11 protein-coding genes and 1 tRNA gene are annotated in these 13,092 nt (G+C 35.8%); 1 reads left to right on the top strand and 11 read right to left on the bottom strand.

The window, feature by feature from the left end; all coding sequences use genetic code 11:
* Positions 1 to 9 precede the first annotated feature (9 nt).
* Positions 10 to 1,086 carry an efflux RND transporter periplasmic adaptor subunit gene (locus IRJ18_RS05765; protein ID WP_194105243.1) on the top strand — a complete coding sequence of 359 codons (1,077 nt, stop codon included), beginning with the start codon at positions 10 to 12 and terminating at the stop codon, positions 1,084 to 1,086.
* Positions 1,087 to 1,156: 70 nt separating this feature from the next.
* Here the strand turns inward: IRJ18_RS05765 and IRJ18_RS05760 are convergent.
* The 11 genes from IRJ18_RS05760 to IRJ18_RS05710 all read right to left on the bottom strand — a co-directional run bounded on the left by IRJ18_RS05760 (position 1,157) and on the right by IRJ18_RS05710 (position 13,092).
* Positions 1,157 to 1,238, bottom strand: a tRNA-Leu gene (locus IRJ18_RS05760).
* 64 nt (positions 1,239 to 1,302) lie between these two features.
* Positions 1,303 to 2,091 (bottom strand): helical backbone metal receptor, encoded by a 789-nt coding sequence (locus IRJ18_RS05755; protein ID WP_194105242.1) that lies wholly within the window; start codon positions 2,089 to 2,091, stop codon positions 1,303 to 1,305.
* Positions 2,092 to 2,094: 3 nt separating this feature from the next.
* Positions 2,095 to 3,498 carry an undecaprenyl-phosphate glucose phosphotransferase gene (locus tag IRJ18_RS05750; protein WP_194105241.1) on the bottom strand — a complete coding sequence of 468 codons (1,404 nt, stop codon included), beginning with the start codon at positions 3,496 to 3,498 and terminating at the stop codon, positions 2,095 to 2,097.
* A 229-nt stretch (positions 3,499 to 3,727) separates the two neighbouring features.
* On the bottom strand, positions 3,728 to 4,300 hold the full coding sequence (locus tag IRJ18_RS05745) for a D-sedoheptulose 7-phosphate isomerase (RefSeq protein WP_194105240.1): 573 nt from the start codon (positions 4,298 to 4,300) through the stop codon (positions 3,728 to 3,730).
* 8 nt (positions 4,301 to 4,308) lie between these two features.
* Complete coding sequence (rfaE1, locus tag IRJ18_RS05740; protein WP_194105239.1) at positions 4,309 to 5,265, bottom strand: D-glycero-beta-D-manno-heptose-7-phosphate kinase; 957 nt, start codon at positions 5,263 to 5,265, stop codon at positions 4,309 to 4,311.
* A 127-nt stretch (positions 5,266 to 5,392) separates the two neighbouring features.
* Entirely contained in the window at positions 5,393 to 7,348 is a 1,956-nt protein-coding gene (locus IRJ18_RS05735; protein WP_194105238.1) for a polysaccharide biosynthesis protein, read from the bottom strand.
* Positions 7,349 to 7,442: 94 nt separating this feature from the next.
* Positions 7,443 to 9,041: a hypothetical protein gene (locus IRJ18_RS05730; RefSeq protein ID WP_194105237.1), complete on the bottom strand. Its 1,599-nt coding sequence runs from the start codon at positions 9,039 to 9,041 to the stop codon at positions 7,443 to 7,445.
* 82 nt (positions 9,042 to 9,123) lie between these two features.
* On the bottom strand, positions 9,124 to 10,260 hold the full coding sequence (locus IRJ18_RS05725; RefSeq protein ID WP_194105236.1) for a DegT/DnrJ/EryC1/StrS family aminotransferase: 1,137 nt from the start codon (positions 10,258 to 10,260) through the stop codon (positions 9,124 to 9,126).
* A 4-nt stretch (positions 10,261 to 10,264) separates the two neighbouring features.
* Positions 10,265 to 11,272 (bottom strand): ketoacyl-ACP synthase III, encoded by a 1,008-nt coding sequence (locus IRJ18_RS05720; RefSeq protein ID WP_194105235.1) that lies wholly within the window; start codon positions 11,270 to 11,272, stop codon positions 10,265 to 10,267.
* Positions 11,269 to 12,345: an aromatic ring-hydroxylating oxygenase subunit alpha gene (locus IRJ18_RS05715; RefSeq protein WP_194105234.1), complete on the bottom strand. Its 1,077-nt coding sequence runs from the start codon at positions 12,343 to 12,345 to the stop codon at positions 11,269 to 11,271. Before IRJ18_RS05715 ends, IRJ18_RS05720 begins: the two co-directional genes overlap by 4 nt.
* Positions 12,346 to 12,354: 9 nt before the next feature.
* Positions 12,355 to 13,092 carry an SDR family NAD(P)-dependent oxidoreductase gene (locus IRJ18_RS05710; RefSeq protein WP_194105233.1) on the bottom strand — a complete coding sequence of 246 codons (738 nt, stop codon included), beginning with the start codon at positions 13,090 to 13,092 and terminating at the stop codon, positions 12,355 to 12,357.

Genomic DNA, 13,092 nt, shown 5'->3' with positions numbered 1-13,092 from the left:
AACATGAAAATGAAATTGATCATATCAGCATCTATAGCATGCTTTTTTGCAGCCTGCTCTGGCAATCAAAAACCAGTTGACCTGACTGAAGCCAAAACGGCTGGCAGTAAAAAATACGAAATAGGTTGTATTACAGAAAAGGCCTTATCCAGTTATGCCCAGTTGCCAGGGCAATTAAATCCATTTAATGAAGTAAACCTATTTCCGAAAGTTAATGGTTTTGTAAAACAGATCTTTGTTGACCGGGGGTCGCAGGTCAGAAAAGGGCAACTGTTAATAACGCTTGAAGCGCCGGAAATGGAATCGCAGCTACAGGCAGCTAATTCACGCTATTTGCAGGCCCAGGAAACTGCCAACGCCAGCAAAGAAAAATATACCCGTTTAAAACAGGCCGCTGCCGAACCAGGTTCGGTTTCACCGCTCGACCTGGATAATGCCATTTCGCGCATGAAGGCCGACATAGCCATAGCAAATGCTGAAAAGTCCAATGTGGAATCAGTAAGGACAGTAAGTGGTTATCTTCATATTTATGCACCATTCGACGGCATGATCGTACAACGAAATGTTTCACCCGGTGCACTTGTTGCGCCCGGTAAATCAACCGACCAACCTATGCTGGTTTTACAGGATATCCGAAGGTTACGTTTAGAAGTAGCTATACCAGAGAATTATGTGGACAAGGTCGATCTCAAACAGCCAGTTACTTTTACTTTTAACGCTATGCCGGGCATTCAGCATACCGCAAAGATCAGTCGATTGGCCAACACATTGGGTAATATGCGTTCTGAAGCTATTGAGATAGATGTAATTAATAAAGATGGACAGTTGAAACCAGGTATGTATGGCGAAGTAAAAATACCCATGTTGTCGGGCGCAAAATCTTTAGTAGTACCTAACAGCGCTATTGTCCGCTCTACCGAAATGGAATATATTATTGTCGTCAAAAACGGCAAAGCTAAATTGGTGGATATCAAAGAAGGGTTGGCCAATAAAAATGCCACGGAAGTATTTGGCAATTTAGCAGCTAATGATCAGATTATTCAGAATGCCAGCGATGATATTAAAGAGGGTGACCTAATCAAGTAATAAGACGAGGCCACAAATAGTAACGGCAAAATATAAAAAACGCCCTTACAATACTGTAAGGGCGTTTTTGTGCGGAAGAAGGGACTCGAACCCCCACGCCGTGAAGCGCCAGATCCTAAGTCTGGTGCGGCTACCAATTACGCCACTTCCGCAGTTAGGATTTTTAGAGTTGGCAAAGATAGTATTAAAAAATTTAAGTAGGAAATGATTTTAATGCTAAAGCTGCTTTATACTGTTAATCAGTCCCATAAAATATCCGGGGGCATATAGCATCCGGCTACCATACCAGGAAAACATTTCGCCATCAACCAGTTTTATTAAAGCATTTGGCAATAACGCTTGCAGTTCATTAACGTGCTTTTGCTTAAATGGGTATGGCTCGGATGATAAAAGCACCACCTCAGGATTTGCCGCTACCAGATCGTTCACGGAGATTTGGGGGTAACGGGCTTGTTCAAAAGCATTGGTAAAGCCGCATCGCTGTAACATATCATCAATAAAAGTAAGCTTACCGGCAACCATATACGGTTTACGCCAAATAAAATAAGCAACGCGTAAACTTTGGGTCGGCAAGTGCAATTCATTAAAAGCAGTCATTATCGCATCATAGAGCCGCCTTGCGGGTCCTTCCCGCCCGGTGAGCACTCCAACGTCGTTTATCATTTGCAGTGCCGTAGTGAGGTTATATGGATCGCTAACATAGGTTGGGTATCCCGACATTAATTCCTCTAACTGCAAACGGTCGTTCTCTTCTTTATTTGCAATAATAAGGTCGGGGCCAAGTGATTTGATGAGTGGAATGTTCAATTGTTTTGTACCGCCTATTTTTACTGTATTTAGAGTTTTCTGAGTTGGATGGATACAGAATTTAGTTATGCCACAAATGGCACTATCAAGCCCCAGGTAATACAACAACTCTGTTTGGGATGGCACTAACGAAACAATACGCTTAGGCTGATTAGATAAGGTAATTTCCCGTCCTAATTGATCGGTAAGGGTAACCATGAATTAAAAAGCATTTGATTCGCCCCGCAAAGTATTCCAGATAGTAATTACTATAATTTTCATATCCAGCAGGAACGACCAGTTTTCCAGGTACCAAACATCGGCTTCTACCCTGTTCATCATCGCTTCGGTAGTCTTGGTTTCCCCACGCAAACCTTTTACCTGGGCCCAGCCGGTGATACCAGGTTTCATAAAATGACGCACCATAAACTGGTCTATCAACTTAGAATATTCTTCGGTATGGCTTATCATATGAGGGCGTGGGCCAACTACCGACATTTCGCCAAGTAATACATTGACAAATTGGGGCAGTTCATCAATATTGGTCCGGCGCATAAATGCGCCTATTTTGGTAATACGCACATCATTGCGGGTGGCCTGCATTTTATTCGCTTCATTATTAATGCGCATACTGCGAAACTTGTAACATTTAAATGGCAAATTATCCCTGCCCGACCGTAGTTGAACAAAAAATACCGGCCCGCGCGATTGCAGTTTAATAAGAATGGCCATTATAGGACAAAGCCAGCTTAATATAAATACAATAACAAAGCATGAAAACAGAAAATCAAAAAGACGCTTTACCATCCTGTTTAATATGCTTTCTAATGGTTCAGGCCGTACGGCTATAACAGGGATATGATCAAAGTTTTGTATAAACATTGATTTTTTTGAATTAATATAATATTCAGGAATTATTTTAAACCTGATAAGATGCTTATCAGCATCAAGCATTAGTTGTTCTATCTTATGTGAATCTGTGAATGGTAATGCGCAAAATATTTCATCAACCTGATTGGTTATAACGTAATCGATACAATTATCGGTAGTCCCCAGATATAACTTTTTATCAATTATATTATCGGGCTTGTCATCAAAGAAGCCCAAAACGTTATATCCTTTATCCCGGTTGTTTTTAAAATATTGAAACAGGTCGTTACCTATCCTGCCCGCACCAACTATTATAATATTTCGCGCATCAATTAATAAATTTCTATCGCTACGACGTATAGCCAGGAATATCAACTTCCATATCCCAACTAAAAAACCAAATAACGCTAATGAATAAAATAAATACTCACGAGTGATAAAATATGCTTTTGTGCCGATGATAATAATAATGGTAAAACAAATAAGGCAAACAAAAAGCAGATAGGTTTTAAATACACTTTGATAGGTGCGGATGGAATCCTTATTTAATACCTGTTCATATAACCCGGTAATATTGGCAGCTAATAACCATATTAAGTTAAAAACAAGTACTACTGGCAAATAATTTTTATTGCTTGCCCAAAATATATATGATTTATCAACGATAAGATACGCTATAACCATACTAATATTTAGTATAGTATAATCAATAGAAAGGTTAATAGCCTTAATAAAAGTAGCGTACCTGTAGATCATTCCTTGCCCGGGTAAGGTTTAAATTAATTTTCAGCTAATTTAATACAAAATAGCCGAAAATATCAAGGATACTAATATTACAATTGATACTTTTTTAGGCATAAGGATAATTCAATATTAAATAATTTCGTTTGGCAGATTACTTTTAAAATTATATGATTTTTTTATAAACCAATAATTTAATTATGCTGAAGAAAGAATATAGATGAGCTAATGGCGCAATCTTCACCTAACATAGATCATCAATTGCCGAACAAATAATATGGCCTATTAATATATGCGCTTCTTGTATCCGGGCGGTAATATCACTATCCACAGTTAGGCAATAATCACAAATATCCTTCATTTGTCCTCCGTCATTACCTGTAAAGCCAATTAATTTGCATGCCTGTTTTTTTGCCTCATGCAAACCAAGTATCACGTTTGGGCTGTTACCACTTGTTGAAATACCTATAACCACATCTCCAGTTTGCGCTAACGCTTCAATCTGGCGAGCAAATATGCGTTCAAACCCATAATCGTTACTTATAGCTGTTATTGCAGATGTATCGGTAGTAAGAGCAATAGCAGGATATGCTTTACGGTTTTTAACAAATCGTCCAGTAAATTCGGCTGCTATGTGTTGCGCATCACTGGCACTACCTCCGTTACCAAAAAGTAATACTTTATTCCCCCTTTTAATTGTATCTACTATCAATCGGCATATGGCCTCTATTTTATCAATAAAATTTTTTTCTGATAATTTCTCAATTACACGTTGGTGTTCTTGCACCTGGGCTAATATCTTATTCAGTTTTCCCATTTACACAATTAGCTTATATTGTTTATCTCATCTAAAGTTGCTACGGCGCTTCCAAATTTAGCCACAACCACAGCTGCCGCATGGTTGGCAAAATTGCAGGCTTCTTTAATATCCATTTTATTAGCCAAAGCAAACCCTAACGCAGCAATAACGGTATCGCCCGCACCTGTAACATCAAATACTTCGATAGCTTTTGTGGGTATTTTGGTAAGCTTTTCTTCATTATAAATTGCAATCCCATCCTCTGATAAGGTTACCACCACCGTTTTACAAGCGGCAATATCAGCAATTATTTTACAGGCTTGTTCCAAAGTGTCGTCATTTGTAATTGATATACCCGATGCCAGCGCGGCCTCTTTTTTATTAGGTTTAATTAGGGTTGCCCCTTTATATTTTGACAGGTCTTTATGTTTAGAGTCAACTATAGTGATCACTTTATACTGGTTGCATATTGCTAATAACTCCTTTACCAAATATGGGCTTAACACACCCTTGCAATAATCTGATATAATTAATACGTCAATGTCTGTAACTTTCTTTTTAAAAAAATCAATCAATTCATTAGCAATATCTTTATCGCAATAATGTTTATCTTCTTTATCTAACCGTAATAGTTGGTGCCTGCTTACTATTACCCTTGTTTTTATTGTGCTTTGGCGAGTACTATCCTTAGCCAGGTAATAAAAAGCAGGATGAGTATTTGAAAGTTCAGTATCTAATATTTTACTGGTAGTATCATTGCCGCAAATACTAATAATCGACGCTTCGCAGCCCAGCGCTTTAAGGTTTTTTAGCACATTACCCGCCCCGCCCAAACTATAAGCTTCAGTAGCAACATCAACCACCTGCACTGGGGCTTCGGGTGATATACGATCGCACGAACCATTGATATAGTGATCCAGCATAATATCACCAATAACACAGATTTTTATTTTCTTATTAATTGGGGTTTTAGTAACCGGCATTTATGAGGTATATTTTGTATGAAAAGCAAATATCGTTATAATACCATTGCATTGGAAGTTGTAATTGACAGATTTGAAAAAAAGGCCCTGGGGTAACAGGGCCTTTTTTTCTTTATGCGCTAATTGTTTATAGCGCCACCGGGATTTCCACATCAAATTCCTCAAATATGGAATTGTTGCTTTTATATTCCGGCACAATTTCTTTCATTTTTCTTACTACTATATGGTCATTATACATGCTTGAAAGTGAAATCAATTCGTTAACATGCTTGTTAATTTGCATGTACGATTGTTTCCGCACCTTAGCTATCATTATCTTTTCGTGATGCGTAGGCATAGTATTTTCTGCATCGTTCAATAACTCTTCATAAAGCTTTTCCCCAGGTCTTAAACCAGTAAAAGTGATTTTAATATCCTGGTCAACCACAAAGCCTGATAGACGGATCATCTTTTTGGCTAAATCAACTATTTTTACCGATTTACCCATATCAAACAAATATATCTCGCCTCCACTTCCCATAGATCCCGCTTCAAGTACTAAACGACAAGCTTCGGGTATAGTCATGAAATAACGTGTTATTTCGGGGTGCGTTACAGTAATGGGACCACCTTTTTGTATTTGTGCTTTAAACCTTGGTATTACCGACCCATTGGATCCCAACACATTACCAAACCGGGTAGTAATGTATTTAGTACGTTTTTTCCCTTTAATCTTATCAGTCATTATACTCATCCCATTGTTAATGATAATATTATCATTGGAATGAAAATCGATAAGAGATTGCACATACATTTCGGCAATACGCTTTGAGGCCCCCATTACATTTGTTGGATTAACAGCCTTATCGGTAGAGATCATTACAAACTTATCTACACCATATCGCATAGATAAATCGGCAATATTTTTAGTCCCTAATACATTGGTATTAATAGCCTCGCATGGGTTATTCTCCATCATTGGCACATGTTTATAAGCAGCTGCATGATAAACATAATTAGGAGTATACGTTTCAAATAACAAGGTCATTCTTTCCGCATTTCTCACATCCCCTATAAATGTAATAAAGCTACTATTTTCATGTCCAGCATCTTCCAGTTCTAATTGTAACTCGTGTAAAGCTGTTTCGGCAATATCATTTAAAATAATTACAGCAGGCTGGTATTGTATTAATTGCCTAACCAATTCAGAACCGATAGATCCTGCAGCGCCCGTAACCAATATGTTTTTACCATGTATTTGCTGATCGATAAGCACATTATTTACTTGTATAGGTTCCCTTTCTAAAACATCCTCAATTTTTATGTTTTGAAGTTGGCTTGGATTAAGGTGCCCGCCTATCCAATTTGTTATTGGCGGAATATTCAAAACGCGTACATTGTGTACTAAGCATATATCAACTATGGTATTTTTTATATTAATATCAACGTCCGCCTGAGCAATAATTAACTCATTAATCCTCTCCGAAATAATAATTTTTTCAATGTCAGCTAATTGGTATATTCTGATATTATCAACTTTCTTCCCACGCTTCCTTTCATCTTCGTCTATGAACGCCACAATATTCATATTTAGTCCAGTTCCCTGTTGATCCAGAATACGTTTAGTGGTTATTGCAGTTTCGTTAGCCCCATAAATAATAACACGTTTTTGATTAAGTTTCAAATTATTTATATAGCTAAACATATATTTTACCATTAACCGATAACTTATAAGTAATACAAAGCTAAACAGCACATTTATAATTATTACCTGCTCTATCCGGCTTAATGCAACATCAGCAAGCAATGACGATTTCGATATTATATAAAATGCTACATTACTAATCAACACTGAAAATAATATTCGAACAGAGTCCTGACCACTGGTGTATCTTACAATACCTGAATAAGTTTTGAGCATGGTAAACACTATGCAGTTGATAATCAGGAAAGTAAATAATATTTTATTTAATAAGTTGTAATCAAGATGGCTCAGTTCAAAATTATTACTAATAGCGTGAGCTGATATTAGAGATATTGTACAAAAAAATATATCTAAGAAAAAGATGATCCATCGGGGCACAATATTCATTCTATTTAACATAGCAGATACATTTAGAAATTAAGTAAAAGTAATAGGAAATTTTAAAAATCCGTCAATATAATTCTAAATAGGTTAAAATCTGTCAATTATAGCTTTAAAAATCGTAATATAAATTCCTGAAAGAGCTTCTTATCCCAAACGTTATAACAGAAGTATTGCTTGTTCCCAGCTTACTGTTTTCGCGTCTTGCAGTGTATCCAAACTCTAACCCCAAATTATTTTTTGGATTTAATAAGTAAAAAATATTAGAATTTAAATAATATAAATGTGTTTTAACGCCCTGACCTATAAAATTGCCATAATCGGCCGCCCTGTCTTTATAAGATAGATTTATATTCTTCCCATAATTAACACCTAAGGTGTCCTGGCCATATAAGCTATAGCCTACTTGCTCCCTGATAGAGAAGCGCTTGATATTATAATTTCCGATCATTAAAAACTCTCTAAAATTAGCTCCGTATGGGTGGGCTAACGATTGATTTAAATGACTATAATTTGTAGCAGTTTTTTGTGATGCATAAGTATATGGACGCACAGAATTTAATTCTGCCTGTAAATTAAGCCCCTTTATATTAAATGCCTCCAAGTATTTTAATCCTAATTGCTCGCCTTGTTTATTGGCCCAATAACCCGTTCCCGCAAATACTTCTTTAAATGTAAATTCATTTAATGCAAATTGTCCGTATAGTACATAGTGGTTCAAAAATTTATAGCTGCCTGTAAAACCAATTAGTGATTTACCTGGTGAGCCATTAGCCTGATCAACCGGGTGGGCAAATATGATTGGATTTAGGTAAGTAAAATCAATATCACCCGGCTCCCACATTACATTTTCAAACAAGCCGAAGTTTAGGTTTTTATTCGCATTCCAGCTTAAATAATGAAATATGCCATGTTTTTTCGGAAACGGTATGTCATCGTTAGCTACAATGCCATAGTCATCAGTAAACTGAGCATACATTGCCATATAACGTATGGGCCCAAGGGTTGCCGTTAGTTTTATAAAAGGATAGTTAACAGCGTTGTCCGATAACAATAATGAACGATAGCCATCACCAATAAAATTTTTATCATACCCCATCTGAATATTTAAAAAATTAGATGGTGTAAATGACAATGTCCCGCCTGAATAAGCGAAATCAAAACTATTATGTATTGTAGTATTATGAAGCGTGGCTTGGCCGGGTGCTACTTGGTTCTCATTAACAAACTTGGTAATATAATTGGCAAACTTTGCCTGATTTTCATATAAATAGGTATTAAAAGAAAATAATTTTTTAACCCCTATTACCCCTTTTACTTCAAACCCACGGGTATTAAGGTTCAATGAACGACTTCCCTCTTTTCCAATAGATAAACTGGGTAAAAAATCTGCCGTTAATTCAAAGTCCGGTCTTTTAAATTCAATTAAATGCTCAGTAAATATTTTCCGGTGCAGCCAACTTTTGGTTTGCCAATGCTTAGGTATCACAGGGAATAAAAGAGAATAATATTTAGCAGAATCAAGTGCATCGCCTACAATAAATGGTCGTATAGCTGTGTGATTGCGCTCGTTACCAGAAAAATAAATGTTTTTATCTATACGGTTATTAATATCATTACTTAATGGTATAATTTCAGACTGGGCTTTTGCAAAAACAGGGGAAATCAACAGACAAATAATTAATAATATAATTTGTATAATAGGCTTCATAAATAACTTGAAGTGCAAATAACATTTACCCAATGTTAGACTAGATAATAACTAAAGGATTAATCATGTTAATAATAATTAATTAAAACCTGAATGTTGCTTTCATTATAGTGAACACCCGCTCCAAGTCATTATCTGAAAGATTCGACCCGGATGGTAAACACAATCCATTTTCAAACAATTTATCGGATACATTGTTTCCAAAAAATAAACAGTTTTTAAAAACAGGCTGTAAATGCATTGGCTTCCATAGGGGCCTCGATTCAATATTATTTTCAAATAGTGCAAGCCTTAACTTTTCACGGGTAACACCATTGGCTTTTAATGGATCTATTGTTAAGGTCGATAACCAGCGATTACTAAAAAATCCTTTCGGTTCTTCTAAAAAACTAACACCAGGCGCCCCTCCAAAGTGGGTTACATATTGATCAAATATATCGCGCCTTTTATTTATCCTGCTGGGGAGCACTTGCATTTGCCCGCGACCTATGCCTGCGCTAATATTGCTCATACGGTAATTATAACCGATGTGCGAGTGCTGATAATGCGGCGCATCGTCTCGTGCCTGTGTAGCCAAGAACTTGCTCATATCAATATATTGTTTGTCTGATGATACCAAGGCGCCGCCACCCGACGTAGTAATTATTTTGTTTCCATTAAATGATAATATGCTCATTGTACCCATTGTACCACACATTTGTCCATTAATATGCGATCCTAAGGCTTCGGCGGCATCTTCAATTACTGGTATTTCATATTTACCAGCAATTTCAGTTATCTCCTTCATTTTTGCAGGCATTCCATACAAATGCACCACTATAATTGCTTTCGGCTTTTTACCATCTGCTATTCGGTTTTTAATAGCATCCTCTAAATAGTTAGGATCAATATTCCATGTATCTTTTTCACTATCGATAAAAACCGGGGTAGCCCCAACGTATTTTATTGGGTTTGCTGATGCCGAAAAAGTCATGCTTTGACAGAAAACCTCATCAGTGGGCCCAATATTTAACATAACTAAGGCTAAGTGTAACGCGCCTGTTCCTGAGCTTAATACTGCGACGTGTTGATTGCCTCCTAAAAAGTCTGACAAATCCTTTTCAAATCCATCAACATGCGGCCCCAATGGTGCCACCCAATTCGTATCAAAAGCTTCTTGTACAAATTGGTGTTCTGCACCACCCATATGCGGACTGGAAAGCCATATTTTAGAATTCATATATTTAAGATTTCAGAACCACACCGCCCCAAGAATAACCTACGCCAAACCCAGCGAGCATTATAGACATTTGTGGTTTAATAATTAATTGGGTTAAAGCTTCTTTTAACGTAATTGGTATGGTTGAGGATACCGTATTGCCGCAGTTTTCAAGATGATACATGAATTTATTCTCTTCAATGCCAATTTTTTTTCGTAAATGATTAAGCATATATTTATTAGCTTGATGAAAAATAAACAGATTGATATCACTTATTAAAAGATTATTTTTTTGAAGGGTAGAATGAACCAACTGTGGGACAGCCTGGCTAGTAAAATTAAATATTTCAGAGCCGTTCATATATAAATTATTCTCGTTGTGCTCATTTCCATATTCATCTTTAATTATATTCTCCGTAATATTAACAGGATACTTTGCTCCACCGCGTTTAACTATCAAGTTTTCGGCGCCACTGCCATCCGAACCTAAAACAAAATCTGCAATAGTTAGTCCTTCTCCAGATGATGATATAAGGGAAGCAGATGCGGCATCGCCAAAAATTGTCCTATTGCTTTTATCTTTGTCATAAATATACTTACTGTAAGTTTCTGTTGTAATGAGCAAAACGTTATTAGCAATATTAGCGGCTATAAGACCCTTGGCTAGGCTTAATCCGTATACATAGCCAGAACACCCTAAATTAAAATCCAGCGCTCCCGCAGTTGTGGGTATCCCTAATTTATGCTGTACAATACAAGCGGTTGTGGGTAAAAAATAATCTGGGCTTTGCGTACACAGTAAAATGTAATCAATTTCAGAAGGTAAGATTTTATATTCATCAAACAATTGCGTAGCTGCCTTTATTGCCATATCTGAGGCAAATTCATTTTTGTCCGCAATATGTCTTTTATATATCCCGGTTTTGTTTGATATTTTATCTATTGACCATTCTGGAAATATCTCATTTATTAGAACATTATCTAAAATTTGTTCAGGTAAATAATAAGAAATCGCTTTAATGTTAGCCTTCATTTCTGTATTAATTTTATATAAGTATTTTGAAATGCATGTACACGTTCTTCTTCTAAACTTAAAACACCCGAAAGATTAGTATGATTTACTCCTTTTTGAACTAATTGACAAATGGCTTTATCTTCTCCAAAAACCTCTCTATTAAATTCTATAACTGTTTGCTTATAAGCTGAGACGAATGCCCTTTTTGCATCATCTTTAATATAAGCCAAAAAAACATAGCTATTAAAACGTGTTTCGTTGGGGCTCAATGGTTCAATTAATGAAAAATTATATGAGCTCCCATGGGTTGTGGAGATTAATAAATTGGGGAAAATTAAAAAATGTTTATATCCATTAATATAATATTTACGTGGGGCAAAAATATTTTCAATTTTCTTTAAAGAATCATCTGTTCGTTTTATAAGTAAATCTGCATCCCAACTTGAATGGAAAGATGTAAAATTAAAATTCAATCCGCTTGCTCCCAGTTTCTTAAAAGTATTGGTATGAATTAAGCCTACGTGATAACTTTCAAGTGTATTTTCAACTATGATTTTCCAATTCGCTTTTATATCAAGTTGATTAATGTCTATCATTTCTTGGGTAGAAAGAGACAAATCTTCAAGCTCATTAAAATAATCCCCTAAATAATCATTTAATGAATGTTTTGAATTACTTAAATTCACAAAACATAAATTACCGCAAAAACTAATTTGATAACTTTTTAAACTTAATTCGCAAAGCTCATTACTTGAAAAATTTTGAAATAATGGTTTTTTAGGTATTCCTGTAGGTATACCGTCCTGGTTGTATGACCACCCATGGTATGGACAAACTAATGGTCTGTTGCCACTTGCTTCTTGTTGTAGTATTGAAAAGCGATGTGAACAAACATTTAAAAAAGCCATTATCTCACCTTTTATATTTTGTACCAGCACAGGAGTATCCGCTATTGTGCGGGTCAAATAATCGTTATGTTTAGTAAGTTGTGTTTTAAATCCAAAAAAATGCCAATGATTCTTAAAAATTAATTTTTCTTTCTGAAAAATTGATTCAGAGTAATAGTATTCAGGAGATATATTAGATTTCATACAGGGCTATTAAGTTAGTGTCAGACCTCCGTCAATTATTAAATTTGACCCTGTCATCCATTTGCTTGCATTGCTTAATAAATAAACAGCTAGTGCAGATACATCTTCGGGTTTACCGTATCCAAGCGGATATTCTTTTTCCTTATCATCCATACTACGATCAGTCGATACGTTTATTGACTGTTCTGTCATAGGTGTTATAACTATACCTGGACTTATGCTATTTGCCCTAATTCCCTGTGCAGCAGTCTCTGTCGCTATTACTTTAGTATATGCATTAAGTGCTGCTTTCGAGGCTGCATATAATGCAGTGCCACCGATACCTATAACCGATGCAATAGAAGAAATAAAAACTAATGACCCTTTTTTTTCAATAAGTTTATTCTTTAATAATTGCTGACTTAATATAACAGTACTATTAAAATTTATATCAAAAACTGTTTTAATTTTTTCATTTGTTAAAAATTTTACTGGTGAATATTCAACAATACCTGCATTAAATACTACACCATCAAAAGTATTTTGGCTTTTTATAAACGTTGTTACCTCTTGCTCATTTGTCAAATTTAAAGCAAAAAAATTATGCCCTTTGCCAGCTAATTCCGTAAACACATCTGATAATCTTTTTTTATCGCGGCCTAATATTGTAACTATAGCACCATTTTCAGCTGCATGTATTGCTATCTGTCTGCCAATGCCCGATGATCCTCCGGTTATTAAAATTCTTTTATCTTGTAAATTGAACAT

Origin of the sequence: Mucilaginibacter boryungensis (assembly GCF_015221995.1) — a bacterium.
Lineage (GTDB): Bacteria > Bacteroidota > Bacteroidia > Sphingobacteriales > Sphingobacteriaceae > Mucilaginibacter > Mucilaginibacter boryungensis.
Note: the sequence above shows the minus strand (reverse complement) of the source record. Positions and strands in the feature narration are given on the sequence as shown.